Below are 26242 nucleotides of genomic sequence, written 5' to 3'. Positions count from 1 at the left end.
ATGAGGTTAACCGTACACGAGCAGACCGCACTTGCAAGCAACAGGAGCGATCAAAATGTAAAGAACCAAAGGCTCTGGAAAAGGCCTGTCGGGGAATCAATCTTCGGCGTCACCGGACGGGGCATGACCGACCCCCATACGCTTGGCCACCCAACGCTCATACAACCCCAGAACTACTTCTGTCCCGGCCATCGCCGCTAAACAACCACCCGCACAGGCAGCCCAAATGGAAACATTGGCGGCGTGCAGCAGCATGATGACCGAGGCGCCGCAGATCATGCTGGAGCCAGATCGCAGGCTCAGGCGTCGGACAAGGAGCCAGCCACGAACGCCCTCTTTATCGGCACGCCACATTTCACCAGTAACGCCACCGAGTATTGGCAGACTGATGACCAGCCACAGAGGCATGTCCAGCAACGCATATTGCTCAGCGGTCATTTCATGCCTCCTTGAGTGAACGGTCACACCGTGTTCTTGCCTAGATAGGCAAGCAGGTTATGCATCAATGCATATTTAGTCAATGCGTTAACGCATTGAAAAGATGATCCAATGTTTTCAGCACGCGAAAAAAACCCGCTCGGGAAGCGGGTTCTATCTGAACGCAGGGAGTGTTAGCGGGCGTACATACCCCACCAGAAAACATGCCCCAGGATAACAATCGGCTCCTCCTGGACTTCCTGAAAGGTGTAATCTTCGTCCGGATGCTCATCACGATTGAAGCTGCGCAAACGAATCCCGGTCGGCAGGCGATACAGCTGCTTCACCCGCAATTGGCCGTTGTGATTGATTGCATAAAGGTCGCCATCAACGATATCGCCAATGCCACACTTGCCGGCATTGACCCCGACCGTGGCGCCATCGCGCAGTACCGGCAACATGCTGTTGCCCCGCACTGTCACGCACTTGGCCTGGTCGAACTGCACGCCATTATGGCGCAGGCTTCGCTTGCCGAAGCGCAGGCTAGAGCGCTCGCTCTCCTCGATAACGAATCTTCCTGATCCTGCAGCCAATTCAACCTCGCGAAGAAAGGGGACCGACACCTCGTCGTCATCGACAGGGGTATCGTCATCCCACAGACTTATATCCTTGAGTTCCGAATGCACTGGAGCGCGCCCGGCATTAGCGGCAGACGAGACGTCCGCGCGGCCACGCAACTGGTCGGTACTCAAGGAGAAATACTCGGCGATCTTCGAAATATGTTTATCCGAAGGATCGACGATCTTCCCGCTGAGAATGCGCGAGAGCGTGGATTGAGGCACGCCGGTGCGACGGTGAAGCTCCGTGGGGGAGATCCCGTGCTGATCGAGCAATGCTCTTAATACGGTAGATACGTTGCGTTTATGCATAACCCGCATAGTGCTTGGTCTTCTCAAAGAAGACAATGCCGATTTGCATAATCGGTGCATAACATGATTTTTACATCGTAAAAGATGTCACCCGGCCGTGGCGCCTGCGTTGGGTAGACCGCCCATGGTAACCTTGCGCCCATCGCGGAAAAGCCCGGCCGTAGCCCCGCTTTTGCCCCACCTCTTTCAACGAGCTTCCCGACAATCCGATGAATAAAGCCGTCTCCGACCTGTCCTCCCACACCCCGATGATGCAGCAGTACTGGCGCCTGAAAAACCAGCACCCGGATCAGCTGATGTTCTACCGCATGGGCGACTTCTACGAGATCTTCTATGAAGACGCGAAGAAGGCCGCCAAGTTGCTGGACATCACCCTGACGGCCCGCGGGCAGTCGGCTGGCCAGGCGATTCCGATGTGCGGGATTCCTTACCACGCCGCCGAGGGTTACCTGGCAAAGCTGGTGAAGCTTGGCGAATCGGTGGTGATCTGCGAGCAGGTCGGCGACCCGGCCACCAGCAAAGGGCCGGTGGAGCGGCAGATCGTGCGCATCATCACGCCGGGGACGGTGAGTGACGAGGCGTTGCTCGACGAGCGTCGGGACAACCTGATCGCCGCCGTCCTGGGCGATGAGCGCCTGTTCGGCCTGGCGGTGCTGGACATCACCAGCGGCAACTTCAGCGTGCTGGAAATCAAGGGTTGGGAAAACCTGCTGGCGGAACTGGAGCGGGTCAACCCGGTGGAACTGCTGATCCCGGATGACTGGCCCAAGGACTTGCCGGCGGAAAAACGCCGTGGTGTGCGTCGCCGCGCGCCGTGGGATTTCGAGCGCGATTCGGCGCTCAAAAGCCTGTGCCAGCAATTCTCGACCCAGGATCTCAAGGGCTTTGGCTGCGAAAACCTGACCCTGGCGATCGGCTCCGCCGGTTGCCTGCTGGCCTACGCCAAGGAAACCCAGCGTACCGCCCTGCCTCATTTGCGCAGCCTGCGTCATGAGCGCCTGGACGACACCGTGGTGCTCGATGGCGCCAGCCGTCGCAACCTGGAGCTCGACACCAACCTGGCCGGGGGGCGCGACAACACCCTGCAATCGGTGGTGGACCGCTGCCAGACCGCCATGGGCAGCCGCTTGCTGACCCGCTGGCTGAATCGCCCGTTGCGCGATTTGACGGTGCTGTTGGCGCGTCAGACTTCGATCACTTGCCTGCTCGACGGTTACCGCTTCGAAAGGCTGCAACCGCAGCTCAAGGAAATCGGCGACATCGAGCGAATTCTTGCGCGGATCGGCCTGCGTAATGCCCGCCCCCGCGACCTCGCCCGCTTGCGTGACGCCCTCGGCGCACTGCCGGAATTGCAAGTGGCAATGACGGAGCTCGAAGCCCCGCATCTCCAGCAACTCGCCACCATCACCAGCACCTACCCGGAACTGGCGGCATTGCTGGAAAAAGCCATCATCGACAACCCGCCCGCCGTCATTCGTGATGGCGGCGTGCTGAAAACCGGCTACGACAGCGAACTCGACGAACTGCAGTCGCTGAGCGAAAACGCCGGGCAATTCCTGATCGACCTTGAAGCACGGGAAAAGGCCCGCACCGGCCTGTCGCACCTGAAGGTCGGTTACAACCGCATCCACGGCTACTTCATCGAGCTTCCAAGCAAGCAGGCGGAATCGGCACCGGCCGACTACATTCGCCGCCAGACGCTCAAAGGCGCCGAGCGTTTCATTACGCCGGAACTCAAGGCGTTCGAAGACAAGGCACTGTCAGCCAAGAGCCGTGCCCTGGCCCGCGAGAAGATGCTGTACGAAGCGCTGCTCGAAGACCTGATCAGCCAGCTGCCACCGCTGCAGGACACTGCTGGCGCCCTGGCCGAGCTGGATGTATTGAGCAACCTGGCCGAACGTGCGCTGAACCTCGACCTGAACTGCCCGCGCTTCGTCAGTGAACCGTGCATGCGCATCACTCAAGGTCGCCACCCGGTGGTCGAACAAGTGCTGACCACGCCGTTCGTGGCCAACGACCTGAGCCTGGACGACAACACCCGCATGCTGGTGATCACCGGTCCGAACATGGGCGGTAAATCCACCTACATGCGTCAGACCGCCTTGATCGTGCTCCTGGCCCACATCGGCAGCTTCGTGCCGGCAGCCAGTTGCGAACTGTCGTTGGTCGACCGCATCTTCACCCGGATCGGCTCCAGCGATGACCTGGCCGGCGGGCGTTCGACCTTCATGGTGGAAATGAGCGAAACCGCGAACATCCTGCACAACGCCACCGAGCGCAGCCTGGTGCTGATGGACGAAGTCGGGCGCGGCACCAGCACCTTCGACGGTCTGTCCCTGGCATGGGCCGCTGCCGAGCGCCTGGCGCATCTGCGTGCATACACGCTGTTCGCCACCCACTACTTTGAACTGACCGTCCTGCCGGAAGCACAGCCGCTGGTGGCCAACGTGCACCTCAATGCCACCGAGCACAACGAGCGCATCGTGTTCCTGCACCACGTGCTGCCAGGGCCGGCCAGCCAGAGTTATGGCCTGGCCGTTGCGCAACTGGCAGGCGTACCGAGCGAAGTCATCACCCGCGCTCGAGAGCATCTGAGCCGCCTGGAAGACACCGCCCTGCCCCATGAAACACCGGCACCAGCCAAAGGCAAACCGGCGGCTCCGCAGCAAAGCGATCTGTTTGCCAGCCTGCCGCACCCGGTGCTGGATGACTTGGCCAAGCTCGACCTGGACAACATGACGCCACGTCGTGCTCTCGAAATGCTCTATACACTAAAGACACGGATCTAACGCAGCGGCTTGCAAGCTGTTAGAATCTCGCGCGGTTTGGGATGCTGCTGGCTAATAGCCTGGCCAGCAGACTATCGCTCCCGAACCTGGCGACCCCTACGAGAAGGGGCGCAGCAAGCCGCGCCTGAGGAGAAAATTAGAAATGACCTTCGTCGTCACCGACAACTGCATCAAGTGCAAGTACACCGACTGCGTAGAAGTCTGTCCGGTGGACTGCTTTTACGAAGGCCCGAATTTCCTGGTGATCCACCCGGATGAGTGCATCGATTGCGCGCTGTGCGAACCTGAATGCCCTGCTGTAGCTATCTTCTCCGAAGATGAGGTTCCGGCCGGCATGGAGAACTTCATCGAACTGAACGCTGAGTTGGCCGATATCTGGCCGAACATCACCGAGAAGAAAGATTCGATGCCTGATGCAGAAGACTTTGATCGCATCATCAACAAATCTGTAGGCAGCAAGATCGCAGACCTCGAACGCTGATTACCCCCGCGTTCGCGAAAAAGGCCCCACAAGGGCCTTTTTGCTTTTCTGCAGGCAAAAAAAGGGGCGGTTTGACCCGCCCACATTTTTTCCCTATTCCCTGTGTTCCTTTTCATCGTCCTGATGAATCGCGTCCTGCGATATCCATATCCTTCATCCATGAAGGACGTGTCTGTCCGTCGACACAAGCTGAATATTAGAGTTTTCCCCTGCGGGATCAATCGCCCCTTGGTACGAACTCTAACTGTCACACGTCTTTAATAATAAAAAATATCTATATAAATCAATAAGATATAGTAACAAAGCGCTCAGCATGGACGACTGCCAGGGTGTAAAAATAACGAACACTTACGCAACAGTAAGCCTAGGCTTACAGCACGGAACCAAAATCCCGAGGGGACTCGACCTCCTGGCCAGGCAATAAATGTATGCTCAGCCCATCTCCTGCAACCCCATAGGCTGTTTTCGGTAAAGCTGGCTTGCGCTAATGTATCCGGGCTCGTTGTGAGCGTTGCTGTAACAACGCTCGGCCCTCGATGAGTAGCCGCTCCCGACTGTCCTGAAAAAACCCTCAGCCTCTAAAGCTGATTTTATTGCCAGGTTCTCAGTCGGGCCGTTTGCCGTTTACTGTCATCAGTCAGTGACGTCGCAAAAGCCGGTGGCAAAGCTGTACGTTCAAGCGTTCGGATGTGGGTCGTACTGGCCGCCTTTGGCCAGTACCGCCCACACGATTCGCGCCAGTTTGTTCGCCAGCGCGCACGCGACGACATTGGAGTGGCGACGCGTCAGCAGCTCTCGAACCCAAGGTCCAAGGGCGTCTTCACGCTTGTCGATATGTTGCATGATGGCCCGCGCACCCTGCACCAGTAGCCGGCGTATGTGCTTATCGCCGCGTTTTGTAATCCCCAGCAGCACTGTCTTTCCGCCGGTTGAATGCTGCTTCGGCACCAACCCCAACGAAGCCGCGAAATCACGTCCACTGCGATAATTCGATGCGTCCCCTATATCCGCCAGCAGCGCGCTGGCAGTAATCGGGCCGATGCCTGGAATACTCTGCAAGCGACGCGCGGCATCGTCTTCTTCCAACTGCTGCTTCAAGTCGGACTCGATGTCCTTGATTTCATCATTAAGCTGTTGGATTTGATAATAGAGGCGCATCACCAGGCCCTTGAGGCGCAATGGAACCGGGTGTTGTGGGTCATCCAGCAACGCTGGCACGCGGTGCAACGCAGTGACCCCAATAGGCAGGCTGATCCCGAACTCCAACAGAAAACCGTGGATCTGATTAGTCGCCTCGGTGCGATGGCCAATCAATGAATCACGAACACGGTGCAGGGCTGAAAGCGTTTGCTGCTCTTCGGTTTTGATCGAGCAGAAGCGCATCGCGGGGCGGCTCGCCGCCTCGCAAATCGCTTCGGCATCAATGAAGTCGTTTTTGTTGCCTTTGACGAACGGTTTGACGTACTGCGGGGCGATCAGCTTCACCTCGTGGCCCAATGCACCGATCTGTCGAGCCAGCCAGTGGGCGCCGCCGCAGGACTCCATCACCACCGTGCAGGCTGGCAGTTGGGCCAATGTGCTGAGCAACTGGCTGCGGTTGGTTTTTTTGCGCAATACCTGATGGCCTCTGGCGTCCTGGCCATGCAGGTGGAAACTGTGTTTGCCAATGTCGATACCGAGAAGTGTCATCGTGTTCATGAGAGATCCTCCGCCCGAAAACGAGAAAAGCCCTGCAAGCGTAAACCTGCAGGGCTTCTCGGTCAGGCTGACCATCTCATTAAACCCCGAGCCAGTCGGGGTTTTTCATGCCATCGCAGTGAGTGCCTTATTGGAACAGCGACTCGCTCGACAGACCATTTTTTTCCAGGATCTCGCGCAGCCGCTTCAAGCCTTCCACCTGAATCTGTCTGACTCGTTCACGGGTCAGGCCGATTTCCAGGCCTACGTCTTCAAGGGTGCTGCTTTCATGACCGCGCAGGCCAAAGCGGCGTACAACCACTTCGCGTTGCTTGTCGGTCAGTTCCGAGAGCCATTGATCGATGCTCTGGGACAGGTCGTCGTCCTGCAACAGTTCGCATGGATCGGTTGGACGGTCGTCAGTCAGGGTATCGAGCAGGGTTTTATCCGAATCCGGACCCAGCGAGACGTCGACCGAAGAAACCCGTTCATTTAGGCCGAGCATACGCTTGACCTCTCCCACCGGTTTTTCCAGCAGGTTGGCGATTTCTTCGGGAGAGGGTTCATGGTCGAGTTTTTGCGTCAGCTCCCGCGCGGCCCGCAGGTACACATTCAGCTCCTTGACCACATGGATCGGCAGCCGGATGGTCCGGGTCTGATTCATGATTGCGCGTTCGATGGTCTGGCGAATCCACCAGGTCGCGTAGGTCGAGAAGCGGAAGCCGCGTTCCGGATCGAACTTCTCCACCGCCCGGATCAAGCCGAGGTTGCCCTCTTCGATCAGGTCCAGCAGCGACAGCCCACGATTGACGTAGCGTCGGGCGATTTTCACCACCAGGCGCAGGTTGCTTTCAATCATGCGTTTGCGCCCGGCCGGATCGCCACTTTGCGACAGGCGCGCAAAATGAACTTCTTCTTCGGGTGATAGCAGGGGAGAGAAACCAATTTCATTGAGATACAGCTGCGTGGCATCAAGTGCCCGCGTGTAGTCAATGTACTTGTGTTGTTTCAACGATGCGGAGTGTTTGGATTTGGCACGAACGGAAGGTGGAGCCGCCCCTTCATCATTCGACATCGAATCCGTATCGATGCTGCTCTCCATCAGGAGAACCTCATCGTCGATGTCAAACTCCGGCACTTCTTTACTGAGAGCCATTGTTATAGTCCTTTGGTGAGTTCGACCTCAAGCTCAAGCGGCGCCTTTCTCCCTGGCAACGCTGGAGCCTGTCCCCTCTACGCGACGGAACAGGCTGGTAAGCGATCAACGACGTGGCAGGAATTGCAGCGGATCTACAGGTTTACCTTGGCGGCGAATCTCAAAATGCAGTTTCACCCGGTCTGTACCCGTTGACCCCATTTCGGCAATTGTCTGTCCGACCTTGACCTGCTGCCCCTCCCGAACCAACAGCCTGCGGTTATGTCCGTAGGCGCTTACGTAGGTTTCACTGTGCTTGATGATTACTAACTCGCCGTAGCCCCTTAAGCCACTCCCGGCGTATACCACCGTCCCATCAGACGCAGCTAAAACAGGCTGTCCCAAATCTCCGGCGATATCAATTCCTTTATTCAAACTACCGTTTGAAGAGAATTTTCCAATAAGAATGCCATTAGATGGCCATCCCCAGCCGGTCGGGGCTGGTCCGGGAGGGGGCAATGGAGCGGGTTCAGACTTGCTCGCGACGGACGGTACAACCGTCGTTGTGCTGGTGGTCGTACCGTTTGCCGAACGACGGATGACCGTGGTTTTACTCGACGACGAAGGCGTTGAACTGGACGAACTGACCACCGCCGTCGACGTTGAATCGGTACGACCATCAAAGCGAATCGTCTGACCCGGACGGATGGTGTAAGGCGCAGGAATGTTGTTGCGTGCCGCCAGGGCCTTGTAGTCCCAGCCGTAACGGAAGGCGATGGAGAACAGGGTGTCCTTGGGCCGAACGACGTATTGTCCGGTGGTCACGGCCGGACGCTGGGGTGCGGCGTTGTTGCGGTCGACGACACGAACATCGCTGGATTTGTTGCTGGAACAACCGACCAGCAACGTGCTCAAGACAAGGCCAGTCACCAGGCGCTGAAAGCTCGTTTTACTCATACGCTGCGCAATGACTGTGAGACTCACCCGCCGCTCCCTCTGTGGTGGCTGAAAATGTGAAATACCGGAGTCCGGTAATGAACTGTCGCAAGTATAACGGGCCGTGCACGCTTTACCTTTAATGTAGCGAGTCGGTGTCGCGCACACGTTTGCTGCCTGACGATGAATCCCGTTTAACACAACGATGCCGCTGTAAGACAAAGGCAATCGAAGAGAATTCAGCGTGCCGAAACAAATGCTCAGGCCAGTGGCCCATTGAGCAATGGCACGAAGCGCACAGCCCCCAGGACATGCCTGGAAAAACCTTGTTCCTCGCGAACGATCAGCATCAATTGCTGGACTTCGCCAGCCCCGACCGGGATCACCATTCGGCCTCCCGGCGCCAACTGGTCAAGCAGTGCCTGGGGCACGTCGGTCGCCACTGCGGTGACGATAATCCCGTTGTAAGGTGCCAGTGCCGGCCAGCCTTCCCAGCCATCGCCCCAGCGGAACACCACGTTGCGCAGGTTCAGTTCGACCAGACGTTCCTTTGCCCGATCCTGCAGAACCTTGATGCGCTCGACCGAGAACACACGCTCGACCAGTTGCGACAGCACCGCCGTCTGATAACCCGACCCGGTGCCGATCTCCAGCACCTTGTCGAGGGGACCGGCCTCCAGCAGCAGCTCGCTCATGCGCGCCACCATATAAGGCTGGGAGATGGTCTGGTTGTTACCAATCGGCAGCGCGGTGTCTTCATAGGCGCGGTGTGCCAGCGCTTCGTCGACGAACAGGTGGCGCGGGGTCCGGCGAATGACCTCCAGTACCCTGGCGTTGGAAATGCCTTCTTCGTAAAGGCGCTGGATCAGCCGCTCCCGGGTTCGCTGGGAGGTCATGCCGATGCCGCGATGCAGGATATCGTCTTGTTCGCGACCCATCAGCGCAGCCCCTCCAGCCAGCCGTCCAGACTTCTGAAGGCATCATTGAAGGTGCGATCCAGTTGCAGCGGCGTGATCGAAACATAACCCTGCATTACTGCATGGAAATCGGTACCCGGGCCGCCGTCTTCGGCATCCCCGGCCGCCGCGATCCAGTAACCGGACTTGCCCCGAGGATCCACCACTTTAATCGGTGCCGCGGCCCGGGCGCGATGGCCCAGGCGAGTCAGCTGGATACCGCGGATACGGTCCAGCGGCAAATTGGGGATGTTCACATTCAGTACCGTACGCGGTGGCAGATCCAGGTCAGCATGGGCTTCAACCAGTTTGCGCGCGAAATGGGCAGCTGTGGGAAGGTTCTCTACCTGGCGTGAGACCAGCGAAAAGGCAAACGAAGGGTGTTTCAGGAAACGCCCCTCGAGGGCCGCCGCCACCGTGCCGGAATACAGGACATCGTCCCCCAGGTTCGCGCCCAGGTTGATACCGGAAACCACCATGTCCGCTTCGCGCTCCAGCAGGCCGTTGAGGCCCAGGTGCACACAATCGGTTGGCGTGCCGTTGAGGCTGATAAAGCCGTTGGCCAGGGTTTGCGGGTGCAACGGACGGTCGAGCGTCAGCGAACTGCTGGCGCCGCTCTTGTCCTGGTCCGGGGCGATAACCACGCACTCGGTGTAATCCGCCAGCGCAGCATAAAGCGCGGCGAGACCGGGTGCTGTTACCCCATCGTCGTTAGAAATCAGAATACGCATGGGCTGTCCGTCTGCCCCACCGGCACCAGATCAACAAGCTCGCGCACCAATACGGTGGCGAAGCATCCGGCCGGCAGGACGAATTCCAGTTGCAGAATGTCAGGCTCGGGATAATGCCACGTCAACCCGCCAATGGGCAGCCGCAGGATGCGACGTTCGTGGCTCATTCCGGCGTTGATCAACCAGTCACGCAAATCCGCTTCGCGTGCGGCGATGGCCTGCTCCAGTTCATGGACAGCGCCCGCTGCCGGCGAGTCACCTTCGCCCCACTGCGGACCGGTCGGGTGCAGATCGAGAATCGCCAGGCGCGGGTCGCTGCACTCGGCTTCACCTGCCGGGAAAAAGCTGCGGCTGTCGGTGAACGCCAGCAGATCGCCCACCTGGGCACGCTGCCAGGTGCCATCGGTGACACGCGCGGCCAGCACCTGATTGAACAGAAAACTGCGCGCCGTGGAGAGCAGACGCGAGCGCACGTTGCGCTGCTCCGGCAGCGCCTTGCGCGCGGCCCAGGCACGAGCATCGACGACGTTGCCGCCGTCATGGCCGAAACGCTGGGCACCGAAATAATTGGGGATGCCTTGTTTCGCGATCAGTTGCAGACGCTCTTCAAGCGCGGCCTTGTCGCCGGCGAATTGCGTCAGGCGCAACGTAAAGCCGTTGGCCGAGTGGGCACCGCGTTGCAGTTTGCGCTTGTGGCGGGCGGTCTTGAGGATCTTCAGCGTATCGTTTTCTGCCACTGACAGATCAGGGTCGGCCTTGCCCGGCAGTTGCACGCTGAACCACTGGCGAGTCAACGCCTGACGGTCCTTGAGCCCGGCATAACTGACGGTGCGCAATGGCACGCCGGCAGCCTTGGCAATCCGTCGCGCTGCTTCTTCTGTGTTCAGGCCGCGCTTTTCCACCCAGATCCACAGGTGTTCGCCTTCGCCGCTGAGGGGAATGTCGAGGACTTCGTCGACCTGGAAATCTTCCGCGATCGCTTTCAGGACCGCCGTGCCGAGGGCTTCACCGTAAGCCCGCGGGCCGAGCAATTGCAGTTCGTTCATGCGCGCAACAACAAGGCAACGGAGTGCACGGCAATGCCTTCTTCGCGACCGACAAAGCCGAGCTTTTCGGTGGTGGTAGCTTTCACGTTCACTTGATCCAACTCTACTTGAAGATCCGCGGCAATCAGCGCGCGCATCGATTCGATATGCGGGGCCATTTTCGGCGCCTGGGCGACGATGGTGTTATCGACGTTGCCGACTTTCCAGCCTTTGGCATGAACCAGTGCGACGACGTGACGCAACAGCACACGGCTGTCGGCGCCCTTGAATTTCGGGTCGGTATCCGGGAAATGCTTGCCGATGTCGCCCAGCGCTGCAGCGCCGAGCAAGGCATCGCTCAAGGCGTGCAAGAGGACGTCACCGTCAGAGTGAGCGAGCAGCCCGAAGCTGTGTGCAATGCGCACGCCGCCCAGAGTGATGAAATCGCCTTCAGCGAAACGGTGCACATCATAGCCGTGGCCAATACGCATAAAAAAACGCCCCGATTTTTGTCAGGGCGTGATTCTACCTGCATTAACCAACCAGAGCATGCGCGTGATGCCGTAAGTGCTCATCGATGAAACTGGCAATAAAGAAATAGCTGTGGTCATAGCCCGGTTGCAGGCGCAACGTCAGCGGGTGACCTGCCAGTTTGGCCGCCTGCTGCAAGGCTTCCGGCTTTAGTTGGTTGGCGAGGAAATCGTCGCGATCACCCTGGTCGACCAACAGCGGCAGCTTTTCATCGGCCTCGGCAATCAACGCGCAGGCATCCCATTCGCGCCATTTCGAACGGTCCTCTCCCAGATAGCGGGAGAAGGCTTTCTGCCCCCACGGGCAATCCATCGGATTGTTGATTGGCGAGAACGCCGACACCGATAGATAGCGCCCCGGATTGCGTAATGCGCAGACCAGCGCACCGTGGCCGCCCATGGAGTGACCACTGATGCCGCGCTTGTCCGACGCAGGGAAATGGGCTTCAACCAATGTCGGCAATTCCTGCACGACATAGTCATGCATCCGATAGTGGCGCGACCAAGGCTCCTGAGTGGCATTCAGGTAAAACCCGGCGCCGAGACCGAAGTCCCAGGCGCCATCCGGATCGCCCGGCACATCGGCGCCGCGAGGGCTGGTGTCCGGTGCGACGATGATCAGCCCCAGCTCGGCGGCCATGCGCATGGCGCCGGCCTTTTGCATGAAGTTCTCGTCGGTGCAGGTCAGGCCGGACAACCAGTACAACACCGGCAACTTGCCGCCCTGCTCCGCCTGCGGCGGCAGGTAGACGGCGAACACCATGTCGCAACCGAGCACTTCCGAGCGATGGCGGTAGCGCTTGTGCCAGCCGCCAAAACTTTTCTGGCAGGAGATGTTTTCCAAACTCATTGCAAACTCCTCACTGAAAACCAAAACCTCAAGCGCCAGGCCAACTCAATCAGCTTGCCGCTTGAAGCTTGTGGCTTGCAGCTGCTTCTCAGAAATGAATGACGGAGCGGATGCTTTTTCCTTCATGCATCAGGTCAAACGCCTTGTTGATATCTTCCAGGCCCATGGTGTGGGTGATGAAGGTATCCAGCGGAATCTCACCGGTCTCGGCCATTTCCACATAGCTTGGCAACTCGGTACGGCCGCGCACGCCGCCGAACGCCGAACCGCGCCAGACGCGGCCGGTGACCAACTGGAACGGACGGGTCGAGATTTCCTGACCGGCACCGGCAACGCCGATGATGACCGATTCGCCCCAGCCCTTGTGGCAGCATTCCAGCGCAGCGCGCATCAGTTGCACGTTGCCGATGCACTCAAAGGAAAAGTCCACGCCGCCATCGGTCATGTCGACGATGACTTCCTGGATCGGACGATCGAAGTCTTTCGGGTTCACGCAATCGGTTGCGCCCAGCTGTTTTGCGATTTCGAATTTCGCCGGGTTGATGTCGATGGCGATGATGCGGGCAGCCTTGGCTTTGACAGCGCCAATGACAGCCGACAGGCCGATGCCGCCGAGGCCGAAAATGGCCACGGTATCACCCGGTTTCACCTTGGCGGTGTTGAGCACTGCACCGATACCGGTAGTGACACCGCAGCCCAGCAGGCAGACTTTTTCCAGTGGCGCTTCTTTAGCAATCTTGGCCACGGAGATTTCCGGTAGCACGGTGTACTCCGAAAAAGTGGAAGTACCCATGTAGTGGAAAATCGGCTGGCCCTTGTAGGAAAAACGCGAAGTGCCGTCCGGCATCAAGCCTTTGCCCTGGGTCGCGCGAATCGCCTGGCAGAGGTTGGTTTTACCTGACAGGCAGAATTTGCACTGACGGCATTCAGGGGTGTACAGCGGGATCACATGATCACCGACCGCAACGGAGGTCACGCCTTCGCCGATGGCCTCGACAATCGCACCACCTTCGTGGCCGAGGATCGACGGGAAGATGCCTTCAGGATCAGCGCCAGACAGTGTGTAGGCATCGGTATGGCAAACACCGGAGGCCACCACGCGCAGCAAGACTTCGCCGGCCTTGGGCATGGCGACATCGACTTCAACGATTTCGAGGGGCTTCTTGGCCTCGAAGGCAACGGCGGCGCGCGACTTGATCATGATGACTCTCCAGTGAATTAAAACGAGACAGGGAGTGTAATACATGGCTCAACGATGAATAATCGATGCAAATGCAAAATATTATTGCCGCACAGGGATAATCATTGATGTCCGAAAATCGCTGGGAAGGGATCGACGAGTTTGTCGCCGTTGCCGAATGCAGCCAGTTCACTGCTGCTGCGGAACGGCTGGGCGTTTCTTCCTCACACGTCAGTCGACAAATCGTACGCCTGGAAGAGCGTTTGCAGACTCGTCTGCTCTACCGCAGTACCCGTCGGGTCGCGTTGACCGAGGCTGGACAAACCTTCCTGCAACATTGCCAGCGTTTGCAGGATGGTCGCGAAGAAGCGCTGCGTGCGGTCGGTGACTTGACCAGCGAACCCAAGGGCATGCTGCGCATGACCTGCGCAGTGGCTTACGGCGAGCGCTTCATCGTGCCGCTGGTGACCCGCTTCATGGGGCTGTTTCCGCAACTGCGTATCGACATCGAACTGACAAATCGCCAGCTTGACCTGGTGCACGAAGGCCTCGACCTGGCGATTCGCCTCGGGCGCTTGCAGGATTCACGGCTGGTCGCCACCCGCCTCGCACCGCGGCGTATGTTTCTCTGTGCATCGCCCGCCTACCTTGAGCGCTACGGTCGCCCGCACAGCCTGTCGGAACTGAGCCGCCACAACTGCCTTATCGGCAGCTCCGACCTCTGGCAACTGGAACAGAACGGGAGGGAATTTTCGCAAAGGGTGCAGGGAAACTGGCGTTGCAACAGTGGGCAAGCCGTACTGGATGCAGCGCTACAGGGCGTAGGGCTGTGTCAGTTGCCGGACTATTACGTGCTGGAGCATTTGAATAGCGGCGCGTTGATTTCGTTGCTGGAGGCGCATCAACCGCCGAATACCGCCGTTTGGGCGTTGTATCCGCAGCAGCGGCATCTGTCGCCGAAGGTGCGCAAGTTGGTGGACTACTTGAAAGAGGGGTTGGCCGAACGGCCGGAGTACAGGTTTTAAGATCCTCTAGTGACGATTGGCCCAACGCTGTCTCAACCACTCAAGGTCTTCAGGACGCGTAACCTTGAGGTTGTCGGATCGCCCTTCGATCAGGCGCGGCGCCGAACCGGCCCACTCCATGGCCGAAGCTTCGTCGGTAACAACGGCATCCGCCACCAGACTGTCCGCCAAAGCCCGATGCAACGCTCCAAGGCGAAACATCTGCGGCGTGTAGGCCTGCCAGATCACACTGCGGTCCACAGTCTCGACAACGCGACCGTGTTTATCGACCCGCTTGAGCGTATCCCGCGCCGGGACAGCCAGCAGTCCGCCAACAGGATCGTCAGCCAGTTCAGCCAGCAGCTTGTCCAGATCGTCACGACTGAGGTTCGGCCGTGCGGCATCGTGAACCAGTACCCAATCCTCATCATCGGCGCCCTGCGCATGCAAGTGCAGCAAGGCATTGAGCACCGACCCGGAACGTTCGGAACCACCCTCGACCCGGGCAATACGCGGATCACTGGCACATGCCAGGTTCGGCCAATAAGGATCATCAACAGCAAGACTGACCACCAAGCCTTTCAGGCATGGATGATCAAGGAAACAGCCAAGGCTGTGTTCGAGAATAGTGCGCCCGCCCAGTTGCAAGTATTGCTTGGGACGGTCCGCGGCCATACGGGCACCGACGCCCGCGGCAGGAATCACGGCCCAGAAGGCCGGTAACGAATTAATCATTGGGCCAACTGGTAAAGGGTTTCACCGTCCTTGACCATGCCCAACTCATGACGAGCCCGCTCTTCAACGGTCTCCATGCCCTTTTTCAATTCACTGACTTCGGCGTCCATCACCCGGTTGCGCTCCAGCAAGGCCTGGTTCTCAGCTTGCTGATCGGCAATCTGCTGAGTCAACTCGGCCACTTGCGCCAGGCTGCCATTTCCCACCCACAGGCGGTACTGCAAGCCAGCCAGCAGCAAAAGCAGGATGAGGAACAACCAATTGGGACTGCGCATCGAATATCAGGTATCCAGTGAAAAAAGACAGCCATGCCAAAACGTGAAGCTTCTGATAGCACGAAGCCTGGAAGAACCAGGCTTGTGCATATAAGGCATCAGATTAGTGGCAAAAACGTCGCTGTAGCGATTTTTTCGACACAATCCGGTGTCTTTTTTACCATGTACTGCTTAGCCGCGGAACTCGCTGCGACCGTTGTACTTGGCTTTGCCGTTCAACTGCTCTTCGATACGCAGCAGTTGGTTGTACTTGGAAACGCGGTCGGAACGGCACAGGGAGCCGGTCTTGATCTGGCCAGCCGAGGTGCCCACGGCCAGGTCGGCAATGGTCGAATCTTCGGTTTCGCCGGAGCGGTGCGAGATCACCGCAGTGTAACCAGCCGCCTTGGCCATCTGGATGGCTTCCAGGGTTTCGGTCAGGGTGCCGATCTGGTTGAACTTGATCAGGATCGAGTTGGCGATCTTCTTGTCGATGCCTTCTTTCAGGATCTTGGTGTTGGTGACGAACAGGTCGTCGCCCACCAGCTGGGTCTTCTCGCCGATCTTGTCGGTGAGGATCTTCCAGCCAGCCCAGTCGGACTCATCCAGGCCATCTTCGATGGAGATGATCGGATAACGCTCGGTCAGGCCTTTCAGGTAATCAGCGAAACCTTCAGCGGTGAACACCTGGCCTTCGCCGGACAGGTTGTACTTGCCGTCTTCGTAGAATTCGCTGGCTGCGCAGTCCAGTGCCAGGGTCACGTCGGTGCCCAGCTTGTAACCGGCGTTGGCCACGGCTTCGGAGATCACTTTCAAAGCGTCTTCGTTGGAAGCCAGGTTCGGTGCGAAACCACCCTCGTCACCGACGGCAGTACTCAGGCCACGGGCCTTCAGCACAGCTTTGAGGTGATGGAAAATCTCGGTGCCCATGCGCAGGCCTTCCGAGAAAGACTTGGCGCCAACCGGCTGAACCATGAATTCCTGGATGTCGACGTTGTTATCGGCGTGCTCGCCGCCGTTGATGATGTTCATCATCGGAACCGGCATCGAGTAGACACCCGGAGTGCCGTTCAGGTTGGCGATGTGAGCGTACAGCGGCAGGTCCTGGTCCTGTGCTGCTGCCTTGGCCGCGGCCAGGGAAACGGCGAGGATCGCGTTGGCGCCCAGGGAACCTTTGTTTTCAGTACCGTCGAGCTTGATCATTGCCAGATCGAGCGCTTTCTGGTCGCTTGGGTCCATGCCTTTCAACAGGTCGCGGATCGGACCGTTGATGTTGCCTACGGCCTTCAGAACGCCCTTGCCCAGGTAACGGCTCTTGTCGCCATCACGCAGCTCGAGCGCTTCACGCGAGCCAGTGGAAGCACCGGACGGCGCGCAGGCACTGCCGATGATGCCGTTGTCGAGAAGCACGTCCGCTTCCACGGTGGGATTGCCACGGGAGTCGAGAACTTCACGACCTTTGATGTCGACGATTTTAGCCATTGTTGTAAACACTCCAAAGTTGACGAAAACGACGCAGCTGTAGGAAATCTTTGATCGTCGGCAAGTGAGGTGCAGCGGGCAGTCTTGCAGACGACAAGGCTCAGGCCCGAGGGCCTGGGCGTTAAATCGTGCGGTACTTTACCGGAGAATTGAGGATTACGCGGTTTCTACCGTCGGAAAACTCTTCACCAGTTCGTCCAAAGCCTTGAGCTGGGCCAGGAATGGCTCCAGTTTGTCCAGGCGCAGGGCGCAAGGACCGTCGCATTTGGCGTTGTCCGGATCCGGGTGGGCTTCCAGGAACAGGCCGGCCAGCGACTGACTCATGCCGGCCTTCGCCAGATCGCTGACCTGGGCGCGACGACCGCCGGCGGAATCGGAGCGACCACCAGGCATTTGCAGCGCGTGGGTCACGTCGAAGAACACCGGGTATTCGAACTGCTTCATGATGCCGAAGCCGAGCATGTCGACGACCAGGTTGTTGTAGCCGAAGCTCGAACCACGCTCGCAGAGGATCAACTGATCGTTACCCGCTTCCACGCATTTGCTCAGGATGTGTTTCATTTCATGAGGTGCGAGGAACTGGGCTTTCTTGATGTTGATCACAGCGCCGGTCTTTGCCATAGCGACCACGAGGTCGGTCTGGCGCGACAGGAAGGCCGGCAACTGGATGATGTCGCAGACTTCAGCGACAACCGCGGCCTGATCAGGTTCGTGGACGTCGGTGATGATCGGCACGCCGAAGGCTTGCTTGATGTCCTGGAAGATGCGCATGCCTTCTTCCAGGCCAGGACCACGATACGAGGTCACAGAAGACCGGTTGGCCTTGTCGAAACTGGCCTTGAACACGTAAGGGATACCGAGCTTTTCGGTGACCTTCACATACTCTTCGCAAACCTGCATGGCCATGTCACGGCTTTCCAGCACGTTCATGCCGCCGAACAGCACCATGGGCTTGTCGTTGGCAATCTCGATGTCGCCGACGCGGATGATCTTCTGTGCCATCGGAGTTACGCCTTCTTCTGGTGTTGAGTCAACGCTGCCTTGACGAAACCGCTGAACAGCGGGTGACCGTCGCGTGGCGTCGAGGTGAACTCAGGGTGGAACTGGCAAGCGACGAACCATGGATGATCCGGTGCTTCAACCACCTCAACCAGTGCGCCATCACCGGAACGACCGGAGATTTTCAAACCAGCTTCCATGATTTGCGGCAGCAGGTTGTTGTTCACTTCATAGCGATGACGGTGACGCTCGACGATCACGTCCTTGGCGTAGCAATCGTGCACCAGAGAGCCTGGCTCAAGCAGACAATCCTGAGCGCCGAGGCGCATGGTGCCGCCCAGATCGGAGGTTTCGGTACGGGTTTCGACTGCGCCGGTGGCATCTTCCCACTCGGTGATCAGGCCCACGACCGGGTGACCGCTAGCACGATCGAACTCGGTGGAGTTGGCGTCTTTCCAGCCCATCACGTTACGTGCGAACTCGATAACGGCCACTTGCATGCCCAGGCAGATACCCAGGTACGGAACCTTGTTTTCGCGAGCGTATTGAACGGCAGTGATCTTGCCTTCAACACCACGCAGACCGAAGCCGCCTGGTACCAGGATAGCGTCGACGCCTTCCAGCAGCGCGGTGCCCTGGTTCTCGATGTCTTCGGAATCGATGTAGCGCAGGTTGACCTTGGTACGGTTGCTGATGCCGGCGTGACTCATCGCTTCGATCAGCGACTTGTAGGCGTCCAGCAGCTCCATGTATTTGCCGACCATGGCGATGGTGACTTCGTGCTCAGGGTTGAGCTTGGCGTCGACCACGGCTTCCCACTCGGACAGATCGGCACCGCCGCATTGCAGGCCGAAACGCTCGACGACGAAATCGTCCAGGCCCTGGGAGTGCAGGATGCCCGGGATCTTGTAGATGGTATCGGCGTCTTCCAGCGCGATCACCGCACGTTCTTCAACGTTGGTGAACTGCGCGATCTTGCGACGCGAGGAAATATCGATCGGGTGATCGGAGCGGCAGACCAGCACGTCCGGTTGCAGGCCGATGGAACGCAGTTCCTTCACCGAGTGCTGGGTTGGCTTGGTCTTGGTTTCGCCGGCAGTGGCGATGTACGGCACCAGTGTCAGGTGCATCAGCATCGCGCGCTTGGCGCCGACTTCGAAACGCAGCTGGCGGATGGCTTCGAGGAACGGTTGCGACTCGATGTCACCCACGGTGCCGCCGATCTCGACCATTGCCACGTCAGCGTCGCCAGCACCCTTGATGATGCGGCGCTTGATTTCGTCGGTGATGTGCGGGATCACCTGGATGGTTGCGCCCAGGTAGTCACCACGGCGCTCCTTGCGCAGGACGTGTTCGTAGACACGGCCGGTGGTGAAGTTGTTGTTCTGGGTCATGGTCGTGCGGATGAACCGCTCGTAGTGGCCCAGGTCCAGGTCGGTCTCGGCGCCGTCGTGAGTGACGAACACTTCACCGTGCTGGAACGGGCTCATGGTGCCCGGGTCGACGTTGATGTACGGGTCCAGCTTCAGCATGGTGACCTTAAGTCCCCGCGCCTCCAGGATGGCCGCCAATGATGCCGATGCAATGCCTTTCCCCAATGAAGAAACAACACCGCCCGTGACGAATATGTAGCGCGTCATGAAAAACCCTAGAAGTCTGCGTTAAAGCGGTCCGAGCCGCCGGGGAAAGCGAAGGAAGGCCGAAGCCCCCGATCACCTGCATTAATCACAGTGCACCTTTCAAAAAAACCGCCGCGTTGTGACAGACCGGAAAATGAAACACCGGTTCGTTGCTCGCTACACATTTTTTGGAATCGCCCAGCAAAGACTGCTTGGTAATCGGCAACTCCTGCAATTCAGGCGAATCCACAGAAGTTGTATCAAGAAGGGAGCGTAGTCTACCGGAAAGCCCCTTTCAGCTCAAACCTTGATCTTCGTTCAGTGGCTGCCAATGCAAATGCCAGTCGCCGGGCGCACCGCCATCGAGCCCCTTGAGGTTCGCTACCGCCAGCAGTTGCCCGTCTTTGTAGAGCAGCGGCAATCTGCCGCGTACGAAGGACGGTACAGCGCTTTCATTGAGCAAACGTTTCAGGTCCCGATGGCCGCGGCCTGGCAATGCCATGACCTCTCCCCCTTCACGATAGCGGATATGCAGCGGGCCATCGGGGATTTGCCCGGTGAGCGAAAGCACGCCGTTGCCCGGGATAGACAGTGGTGACGCCGGATCCAGCCACGCCCCGGCGCCGGGCAGTGGCCGCAGCCAGCGGCCGGACAGCCACCAGATCCGTCCGCCCGCCCGATGCAGTTCGCCATCGGCCAACCGCCATACCGGGCAGGCATCGCCGGTGGCGTCGCGCAGATTATCCCAACCCGACCAATGGTCAGTATCCGGCAGGCGGGTCAGCGGTTCGAGCCAATGACTCAAGGCATTGCGCTGCCGGGCATCAGACAATTGCGCAAGCGGTGCCAGCTCGAGGGATCGCAAGCCCAGCCAGTCGAACTCACTGGCAGAGCTGGCCTCACGCAAATCCATATCCGCCAGCTCTTCGAGCAGCCCCTGCGCTTCAGTCAGATGCGCCGCACTGCGGGCCATGGTCGCCACCGCTTGCGGCCAGCGCTGGACCAGTACGGGCAAGACTTGATGCCGCAGGTAATTGCGCGAGTACTGCCGATCCTGGTTCGAGGGATCTTCGATCCAGCTCAAGCCATGCGCACTGGCATAAGCCTCCAGTTCAGCCCGCGTGACATCAAGCAATGGCCGCAACAAATGCCCCTTGCCCAACGGGCGCTGACGCGGCATCCCGGACAATCCGCGTACGCCCGCTCCGCGCAACAAACGAAACAACAGGGTTTCCGCCTGATCGTCGCGGTGCTGGGCCGTCAGCAGCACTTCGCTGGCCTGAAGGGCTTCAGTGAAGGCGTGATACCGCGCATCCCGGGCTGCACGTTCAAGGCTGGCACCCGGTTGCACCTGCACACGAACCACTTGCAGCGGAACGCCCAGCGCAGCGCACACGGAACGACAATGTTCCGGCCACGCATCGGCCACAGCCTGAAGGCCGTGATGAACATGGATGGCGTTGAGCGCCGGCAGGGATTCGGTTTTGGAGAGTGTTGCCAGAAGGTGCAGCAGGACAGTGGAGTCCAGGCCGCCGGAGAAGGCGATGTGCCAAGTGGCGGCATTGCGCCACGAGACAAGATTCAACAAGAGTCTGGCGGGCAGATCAATATTGGACCGTCTCATATCCATCACCTTGCACAAATCAAATGTGGGAGCGAGCCTGCTCGCGAAGACGGCTCAACATTCAACACAATCGTTGGCTGTTATACCGCTTTCGCGAGCAGGCTCGCTCCCACATGGGCACTGCGTGTTCGGCTTAGAGACCGTAGCTCATCAGTCGATCGTAGCGGCGCTTGAGCAGCGCGTCGTTATCGAACTTCTTCAGCATCGCCAGTTGCGAGCTCAGCTCGGCGCGGATCGATGCGGCTGCGGCGGCCGGGTTGCGGTGCGCGCCGCCCAGTGGCTCGCCAATCACCTTGTCCACGATGCCCAGGCCTTTGAGGCGCTCGGCGGTGATGCCCATCGCTTCTGCGGCATCCGGTGCTTTCTCGGCGGTTTTCCACAGAATCGAAGCGCAACCTTCCGGCGAAATCACCGCGTAGGTCGAGTATTGCAGCATGTTCAACTGGTCGCAGACACCGATCGCCAACGCACCACCGGAACCACCCTCACCGATCACGGTGGCGATGATTGGGGTTTTCAGGCGGGCCATGACACGCAGGTTCCAGGCGATCGCCTCGCTCTGGTTACGCTCTTCAGCGTCGATGCCAGGGTAAGCGCCCGGAGTGTCGATGAAGGTCAGGATCGGCATTTTGAAACGTTCGGCCATTTCCATCAGGCGGCAAGCCTTGCGGTAGCCTTCCGGACGCGGCATGCCGAAGTTGCGGCGAACTTTCTCGCGCACTTCACGGCCTTTCTGGTGACCGATGATCATCACCGGCTTGTCGTCCAGACGGGCAATACCGCCAACGATGGCAGCGTCGTCCGAGAAGTGACGATCACCGTGCAGTTCGTCGAACTCGGTGAAAATATGTTCGATGTAGTCCAGGGTATACGGACGTTTCGGGTGACGCGCCAGACGTGCGATCTGCCAGCTGGTCAGCTTGCCGAAGATGTCTTCGGTCAGCGTTTTGCTCTTGTCCTGCAGGCGGGAGATCTCATCGCCGATATTCAGCGAATTGTCATTACCGACCAAGCGCAACTCTTCGATCTTGGCTTGCAGGTCGGCGATCGGCTGTTCGAAATCTAGAAAATTCGGGTTCATAGGCGTCCGTCTTGGGTCGAGTCCCAAGGGTTCTTGGGCCGGCCGGTTGTCTATTCGCGCCCTACCTTAAGGGACAGGCGCGTTGAGGTCGAGATTAAAAATTCAGGTCAAGGTCAGGGCAATCTGATAGCACTGACCGTCAACGGTATTGGAGGAAGACGTTGTCTCGCCCGAACTGGTCACGCAGGGCTTGAATCAACGCATCCGCCGGATCGATTCGCCAGCCTTCGCCGAACTGCAACATGGCCTTCGCATCGGGGCTGGTGTAGTCCATGGTGACCGGGCACGCGCCGCGGTGACGCTTCAACAGTTCACCCAGCCAGCGTAGCTGATCGCCCTTGAGGTCCTTGGCATGCAACTTCAGGCGCAGGCTTTCGGCCAGATTGGTGCGCGCATCTTCCATGCTCATCACCCGCTTGACCCGCAATTTCAGGCCACCGGAGAAGTCGTCGTTGCTGACTTCGCCTTCAACCACCACCATCGCGTCGGTCTGCAACAGCGACTGCGCGGAATGGAACGCCTCGGAAAACAGCGAGGCCTCGATCCGTCCGGAGCGGTCGTCGAGGGTGATGAACCCCATCTTGTCGCCCTTTTTGTTCTTCATCACCCGCAAGGCGATGATCATCCCGGCAACCGTCTGGGTATCACGCGCCGGTTTCAGATCGATGATGCGCTGGCGGGCGAAGCGACGGATTTCACCTTCGTATTCGTCAATCGGGTGACCGGTCAGGTACAGGCCGAGGGTATCTTTCTCCCCTTTCAGGCGCTCCTTGAGGGTCAGCTCCTTGGCCTTGCGGTGATTGGCGTAGACGTCGGCGTCTTCTTCGACAAACAGACCGCCAAACAGGTCGGAGTGACCGCTGTCCTGGGTGCGCGCGGTCTGTTCGGCCGCCTTGATCGCTTCTTCCATGGCCGTCAGCAGCACCGCGCGATTGCGGTCGATGTTGGCCTGGTAGGCTTTCTGCTCATCGTGGAAATACGGCCCGAGGCGATCCAGGGCACCGCTGCGGATCAAACCGTCGAGGGTGCGCTTGTTGATGCGCTTGAGGTCGACCCGTGCGCAAAAATCGAACAGATCCTTGAACGGACCGGCCAGACGCGCTTCGGTGATCGCCTCGACCGGGCCCTCACCCACACCCTTGATGGCGCCCAGGCCGTAAATGATCCGGCCTTCGTCGTTCACCGTGAACTTGAATTCGGACGTGTTCACGTCCGGCGCGTCGAGACGCAGCTTCATGGTCCGCACTTCTTCGATCAAGGTCACGACCTTGTCGGTGTTGTGCATATCCGCCGAGAGTACCGCGGCCATGAACGGCGCCGGGTAGTGCGCCTTCAGCCATGCGGTCTGGTACGACACCAGTCCATAGGCGGCGGAGTGGGATTTATTGAAGCCGTAACCGGCGAATTTTTCCACCAGGTCGAAAATGTTACCGGCGAGGTCGGCATCGATATTGTTGGTGGCGCAACCTTCAATGAAACCGCCACGCTGCTTGGCCATTTCCTCGGGTTTTTTCTTACCCATGGCTCGACGCAGCATGTCCGCACCACCGAGGGTGTAGCCGGCCATGACCTGGGCAATCTGCATCACCTGTTCCTGATACAGGATGATGCCGTAAGTCGGTGCCAGTACCGGCTTGAGGCCTTCGTACTGGTAGTCCGAGTGCGGATACGCCAGCTCGGCACGACCGTGCTTACGGTTGATGAAGTCGTCCACCATGCCCGATTGCAGCGGGCCCGGACGGAACAGTGCCACCAGTGCGATCAAGTCTTCCAGGCAGTCGGGCTTGAGCTTTTTGATCAGCTCCTTCATGCCCCGGGATTCAAGCTGGAACACCGCCGTGGTTTCGGCTTTTTGCAGCAAGGTGTAGGTCGGTTTGTCATCCAGCGGGATGAACGCGATATCCAGCGGCGGTTCGTTGACCTTGGCGCGGTCGCGGTTGATGGTTTTCAGCGCCCAGTCAATGATCGTCAGGGTCCGCAGACCGAGGAAGTCGAACTTCACAAGGCCGGCCGCCTCGACGTCGTCCTTGTCGAACTGGGTTACCAGGCCATCACCGGCCTCGTCGCAATAGATCGGCGAGAAGTCGGTCAGCTTGGTCGGCGCGATCACCACACCACCGGCGTGCTTGCCGACGTTACGCACAACGCCTTCGAGCTTGCGGGCCATCTCCCAGATTTCCGCGGCCTCTTCATCGACCTTGATGAAGTCGCGCAGGATCTCTTCCTGCTCGTAGGCCTTTTCCAGGGTCATGCCGACTTCGAACGGAATCATCTTCGACAGGCGATCCGCCAGGCCATAGGACTTGCCCTGCACCCGCGCCACGTCGCGGACCACAGCCTTTGCCGCCATGGAACCGAAGGTGATGATCTGGCTCACGGCGTTGCGGCCGTACTTCTCGGCCACGTAGTCGATTACCCGGTCGCGACCGTCCATGCAGAAGTCGACGTCGAAGTCGGGCATGGATACCCGTTCCGGGTTGAGGAATCGTTCGAACAGCAGGTCATATTCCAGCGGATCGAGGTCGGTGATCTTCTGTACGTAGGCCACCAGAGATCCGGCACCCGATCCACGGCCAGGGCCCACCGGTACGCCGTTGCTCTTGGCCCACTGGATAAAGTCCATCACGATCAGGAAGTAACCGGGGAACCCCATCTGGATGATGATACCCAGCTCGAAATTCAGCCGGTCGACATAGACCTGACGCTTGGCTTCGTAGTCTTCGGTGGTGTCTTTGGGCAGCAGAACGCTAAGCCGCTCCTCCAGACCGTCGAAGGACACCTTGCGAAAGTACTCGTCGATGGTCATGCCATCGGGGATCGGGAAGTTGGGCAGGAAGTGCGTGCCCAGCTTCACTTCGATGTTGCAGCGCTTGGCGATTTCGACGGTATTTTCCAGCGCTTCGGGAATATCGCTGAACAGCTCGGCCATTTCATCGGCGCTTTTGAGGTACTGCTGATCGCTGTAATTCTTCGAGCGCCGCGGGTCGTCGAGGGCTCGGCCCTCACCGATGCACACACGGGTTTCGTGGGCGGCGAAGTCTTCCTGCTTGATGAAGCGCACATCGTTGGTCGCCACCAGCGGCGCACCGAGCTTCTCGGCCAGAGCCACGGCGCCGTGCAGTTGTTCTTCATCGTTGGGGCGATTGGTGCGCTGGATTTCCAGATAGAAACGATCCGGAAACACTTCCATCCATTCGCGAGCCAGGGTTTCGGCTTCGGCGGGGTTGCCGCTGAGCATGGCCTGGCCGATCTCACCTTCTTTGGCCGCCGACAGCATGATCAAGCCTGAGTTGGCTTCAGCAACCCATTCGCGTTCGATGATGACCGCGCCGTTACGCTGACCGTCGATGAAGCCGCGGGAAATCAGCTCGGTAAGGTTGCGATAGCCTTCGGCGTTCATCACCAGCAGGCTGATCCGGCTCAGGGGGTTGTCCGGATCCTTGTTCGACAGCCACAGGTCGGCGCCGCAGATCGGCTTGATCCCGGCACCCATGGCGTTTTTATAGAATTTGACCAGGGAACACATGTTGTTCTGGTCGGTGACCGCTACGGCAGGCATGTTCATGCCGACCAGGGTCTTGACCAGCGGTTTGATCCGCACCAGACCGTCGACCAGGGAGTATTCAGTGTGCAGGCGTAGGTGAACGAATGAAGCCGGCATAGTGATCCTGTCTATAAACATGAAGACAACAAGGCCCGGATTGTACCGGGCCTTGGTAAAAAAAATCAGCCTTGCGATCAGGGGGCGTTCTCAACTAGTTTCCCCACCGCGTTGTCGCCTTAAAGCGGGCCAGGCAAGGCGCAGGCC

General features: G+C 59.0%; 22 protein-coding genes. 3 read left to right on the top strand and 19 right to left on the bottom strand.

Going from position 1 to position 26242, the window contains the following annotated elements; translation table 11 throughout:
• Positions 1 to 96: 96 nt before the first annotated feature.
• Both VC35_RS15240 and VC35_RS15235 read right to left on the bottom strand, forming a co-directional pair.
• Entirely contained in the window at positions 97 to 438 is a 342-nt protein-coding gene (locus tag VC35_RS15240) for a phage holin family protein (protein WP_046041171.1), read from the bottom strand.
• Between the two features lie 173 nt (positions 439 to 611).
• Positions 612 to 1346 carry a LexA family transcriptional regulator gene (locus tag VC35_RS15235; RefSeq protein WP_046041284.1) on the bottom strand — a complete coding sequence of 245 codons (735 nt, stop codon included), beginning with the start codon at positions 1344 to 1346 and terminating at the stop codon, positions 612 to 614.
• Positions 1347 to 1555: 209 nt separating this feature from the next.
• On the opposite strand from VC35_RS15235, the gene mutS reads away from it, so the two are divergent.
• Both mutS and fdxA read left to right on the top strand, forming a co-directional pair.
• A complete protein-coding gene (gene mutS / locus VC35_RS15230) occupies positions 1556 to 4135 on the top strand; it encodes a DNA mismatch repair protein MutS (RefSeq protein WP_046041169.1) in 2580 nt (859 codons plus the stop codon).
• A 142-nt stretch (positions 4136 to 4277) separates the two neighbouring features.
• Positions 4278 to 4616 carry a ferredoxin FdxA gene (gene fdxA, locus VC35_RS15225; RefSeq protein ID WP_046041167.1) on the top strand — a complete coding sequence of 113 codons (339 nt, stop codon included), beginning with the start codon at positions 4278 to 4280 and terminating at the stop codon, positions 4614 to 4616.
• A 675-nt stretch (positions 4617 to 5291) separates the two neighbouring features.
• Here fdxA and VC35_RS15220 read toward each other — a convergent pair.
• From VC35_RS15220 to VC35_RS15180, 9 genes are all read right to left on the bottom strand, one after another.
• Complete coding sequence (locus VC35_RS15220; protein WP_046041165.1) at positions 5292 to 6314, bottom strand: IS110 family RNA-guided transposase; 1023 nt, start codon at positions 6312 to 6314, stop codon at positions 5292 to 5294.
• A gap of 127 nt (positions 6315 to 6441) precedes the next feature.
• Complete coding sequence (gene rpoS / locus VC35_RS15215; protein WP_007990225.1) at positions 6442 to 7449, bottom strand: RNA polymerase sigma factor RpoS; 1008 nt, start codon at positions 7447 to 7449, stop codon at positions 6442 to 6444.
• Between the two features lie 105 nt (positions 7450 to 7554).
• Complete coding sequence (locus VC35_RS28940) at positions 7555 to 8412, bottom strand: peptidoglycan DD-metalloendopeptidase family protein (RefSeq protein ID WP_046041162.1); 858 nt, start codon at positions 8410 to 8412, stop codon at positions 7555 to 7557.
• A 212-nt stretch (positions 8413 to 8624) separates the two neighbouring features.
• Positions 8625 to 9260 (bottom strand): protein-L-isoaspartate(D-aspartate) O-methyltransferase, encoded by a 636-nt coding sequence (locus tag VC35_RS15205; RefSeq protein WP_185754794.1) that lies wholly within the window; start codon positions 9258 to 9260, stop codon positions 8625 to 8627.
• 41 nt (positions 9261 to 9301) lie between these two features.
• The gene (gene surE, locus VC35_RS15200) at positions 9302 to 10051 is read right to left on the bottom strand and encodes a 5'/3'-nucleotidase SurE (protein ID WP_015093781.1); all 750 of its coding nucleotides are present in this window, start codon (positions 10049 to 10051) and stop codon (positions 9302 to 9304) included.
• Entirely contained in the window at positions 10039 to 11097 is a 1059-nt protein-coding gene (gene truD / locus VC35_RS15195; RefSeq protein WP_046041159.1) for a tRNA pseudouridine(13) synthase TruD, read from the bottom strand. Before truD ends, surE begins: the two co-directional genes overlap by 13 nt.
• On the bottom strand, positions 11094 to 11567 hold the full coding sequence (gene ispF, locus VC35_RS15190) for a 2-C-methyl-D-erythritol 2,4-cyclodiphosphate synthase (RefSeq protein WP_046041158.1): 474 nt from the start codon (positions 11565 to 11567) through the stop codon (positions 11094 to 11096). The genes truD and ispF overlap by 4 nt, the downstream gene beginning before the upstream one ends.
• A gap of 43 nt (positions 11568 to 11610) precedes the next feature.
• Entirely contained in the window at positions 11611 to 12456 is an 846-nt protein-coding gene (fghA, locus tag VC35_RS15185) for an S-formylglutathione hydrolase (RefSeq protein WP_046041157.1), read from the bottom strand.
• A gap of 88 nt (positions 12457 to 12544) precedes the next feature.
• Positions 12545 to 13657, bottom strand: a complete 1113-nt coding sequence (locus VC35_RS15180) for an S-(hydroxymethyl)glutathione dehydrogenase/class III alcohol dehydrogenase (RefSeq protein WP_008054058.1) — start codon at positions 13655 to 13657, stop codon at positions 12545 to 12547.
• 107 nt (positions 13658 to 13764) lie between these two features.
• Here VC35_RS15180 and VC35_RS15175 point away from each other — a divergent pair, with 107 nt between their 5' ends.
• Positions 13765 to 14661, top strand: coding sequence for a LysR substrate-binding domain-containing protein (locus VC35_RS15175; RefSeq protein WP_046041156.1), 897 nt, complete (start codon positions 13765 to 13767; stop codon positions 14659 to 14661).
• A 6-nt stretch (positions 14662 to 14667) separates the two neighbouring features.
• Here the strand turns inward: VC35_RS15175 and ispD are convergent, their stop codons facing one another.
• From ispD to dnaE, 8 genes are all read right to left on the bottom strand, one after another.
• Positions 14668 to 15375 carry a 2-C-methyl-D-erythritol 4-phosphate cytidylyltransferase gene (ispD, locus tag VC35_RS15170; protein ID WP_046041154.1) on the bottom strand — a complete coding sequence of 236 codons (708 nt, stop codon included), beginning with the start codon at positions 15373 to 15375 and terminating at the stop codon, positions 14668 to 14670.
• Positions 15372 to 15650, bottom strand: coding sequence for a cell division protein FtsB (gene ftsB / locus VC35_RS15165; RefSeq protein WP_007970710.1), 279 nt, complete (start codon positions 15648 to 15650; stop codon positions 15372 to 15374). Before ftsB ends, ispD begins: the two co-directional genes overlap by 4 nt.
• Positions 15651 to 15821: 171 nt before the next feature.
• Positions 15822 to 17111 carry a phosphopyruvate hydratase gene (gene eno, locus VC35_RS15160; RefSeq protein WP_046041152.1) on the bottom strand — a complete coding sequence of 430 codons (1290 nt, stop codon included), beginning with the start codon at positions 17109 to 17111 and terminating at the stop codon, positions 15822 to 15824.
• A gap of 156 nt (positions 17112 to 17267) precedes the next feature.
• Positions 17268 to 18113 carry a 3-deoxy-8-phosphooctulonate synthase gene (gene kdsA / locus VC35_RS15155; protein WP_046041151.1) on the bottom strand — a complete coding sequence of 282 codons (846 nt, stop codon included), beginning with the start codon at positions 18111 to 18113 and terminating at the stop codon, positions 17268 to 17270.
• Between the two features lie 5 nt (positions 18114 to 18118).
• The gene (locus tag VC35_RS15150) at positions 18119 to 19750 is read right to left on the bottom strand and encodes a CTP synthase (protein WP_046041149.1); all 1632 of its coding nucleotides are present in this window, start codon (positions 19748 to 19750) and stop codon (positions 18119 to 18121) included.
• A gap of 274 nt (positions 19751 to 20024) precedes the next feature.
• On the bottom strand, positions 20025 to 21353 hold the full coding sequence (gene tilS, locus VC35_RS15145) for a tRNA lysidine(34) synthetase TilS (protein ID WP_046041148.1): 1329 nt from the start codon (positions 21351 to 21353) through the stop codon (positions 20025 to 20027).
• A 133-nt stretch (positions 21354 to 21486) separates the two neighbouring features.
• The gene (locus tag VC35_RS15140; RefSeq protein ID WP_046041146.1) at positions 21487 to 22434 is read right to left on the bottom strand and encodes an acetyl-CoA carboxylase carboxyltransferase subunit alpha; all 948 of its coding nucleotides are present in this window, start codon (positions 22432 to 22434) and stop codon (positions 21487 to 21489) included.
• A gap of 139 nt (positions 22435 to 22573) precedes the next feature.
• Positions 22574 to 26095, bottom strand: coding sequence for a DNA polymerase III subunit alpha (dnaE, locus tag VC35_RS15135; RefSeq protein ID WP_046041145.1), 3522 nt, complete (start codon positions 26093 to 26095; stop codon positions 22574 to 22576).
• Positions 26096 to 26242 lie beyond the last annotated feature (147 nt).

Source organism: Pseudomonas fluorescens, from assembly GCF_000967965.1.
Classification (GTDB): domain Bacteria; phylum Pseudomonadota; class Gammaproteobacteria; order Pseudomonadales; family Pseudomonadaceae; genus Aquipseudomonas; species Aquipseudomonas grandcourensis.
Note: the sequence above shows the minus strand (reverse complement) of the source record. Positions and strands in the feature narration are given on the sequence as shown.

Bases quoted from the DNA above. Each gene is read 5' to 3' on its own strand.
- VC35_RS15240 (WP_046041171.1), bottom strand. From the start codon at position 438: ATGACCGCTGAGCAATATGCGTTGCTGGACATGCCTCTGTGGCTGGTC.
- VC35_RS15235 (WP_046041284.1), bottom strand. From the start codon at position 1,346: ATGCATAAACGCAACGTATCTACCGTATTAAGAGCATTGCTCGATCAG.
- mutS (WP_046041169.1), top strand. From the start codon at position 1,556: ATGAATAAAGCCGTCTCCGACCTGTCCTCCCACACCCCGATGATGCAG.
- fdxA (WP_046041167.1), top strand. From the start codon at position 4,278: ATGACCTTCGTCGTCACCGACAACTGCATCAAGTGCAAGTACACCGAC.
- VC35_RS15220 (WP_046041165.1), bottom strand. From the start codon at position 6,314: ATGAACACGATGACACTTCTCGGTATCGACATTGGCAAACACAGTTTC.
- rpoS (WP_007990225.1), bottom strand. From the start codon at position 7,449: ATGGCTCTCAGTAAAGAAGTGCCGGAGTTTGACATCGACGATGAGGTT.
- VC35_RS15205 (WP_185754794.1), bottom strand. From the start codon at position 9,260: ATGACCTCCCAGCGAACCCGGGAGCGGCTGATCCAGCGCCTTTACGAA.
- surE (WP_015093781.1), bottom strand. From the start codon at position 10,051: ATGCGTATTCTGATTTCTAACGACGATGGGGTAACAGCACCCGGTCTC.
- truD (WP_046041159.1), bottom strand. From the start codon at position 11,097: ATGAACGAACTGCAATTGCTCGGCCCGCGGGCTTACGGTGAAGCCCTC.
- ispF (WP_046041158.1), bottom strand. From the start codon at position 11,567: ATGCGTATTGGCCACGGCTATGATGTGCACCGTTTCGCTGAAGGCGAT.
- fghA (WP_046041157.1), bottom strand. From the start codon at position 12,456: ATGAGTTTGGAAAACATCTCCTGCCAGAAAAGTTTTGGCGGCTGGCAC.
- VC35_RS15180 (WP_008054058.1), bottom strand. From the start codon at position 13,657: ATGATCAAGTCGCGCGCCGCCGTTGCCTTCGAGGCCAAGAAGCCCCTC.
- VC35_RS15175 (WP_046041156.1), top strand. From the start codon at position 13,765: ATGTCCGAAAATCGCTGGGAAGGGATCGACGAGTTTGTCGCCGTTGCC.
- ispD (WP_046041154.1), bottom strand. From the start codon at position 15,375: ATGATTAATTCGTTACCGGCCTTCTGGGCCGTGATTCCTGCCGCGGGC.
- ftsB (WP_007970710.1), bottom strand. From the start codon at position 15,650: ATGCGCAGTCCCAATTGGTTGTTCCTCATCCTGCTTTTGCTGCTGGCT.
- eno (WP_046041152.1), bottom strand. From the start codon at position 17,111: ATGGCTAAAATCGTCGACATCAAAGGTCGTGAAGTTCTCGACTCCCGT.
- kdsA (WP_046041151.1), bottom strand. From the start codon at position 18,113: ATGGCACAGAAGATCATCCGCGTCGGCGACATCGAGATTGCCAACGAC.
- VC35_RS15150 (WP_046041149.1), bottom strand. From the start codon at position 19,750: ATGACGCGCTACATATTCGTCACGGGCGGTGTTGTTTCTTCATTGGGG.
- tilS (WP_046041148.1), bottom strand. From the start codon at position 21,353: ATGAGACGGTCCAATATTGATCTGCCCGCCAGACTCTTGTTGAATCTT.
- VC35_RS15140 (WP_046041146.1), bottom strand. From the start codon at position 22,434: ATGAACCCGAATTTTCTAGATTTCGAACAGCCGATCGCCGACCTGCAA.
- dnaE (WP_046041145.1), bottom strand. From the start codon at position 26,095: ATGCCGGCTTCATTCGTTCACCTACGCCTGCACACTGAATACTCCCTG.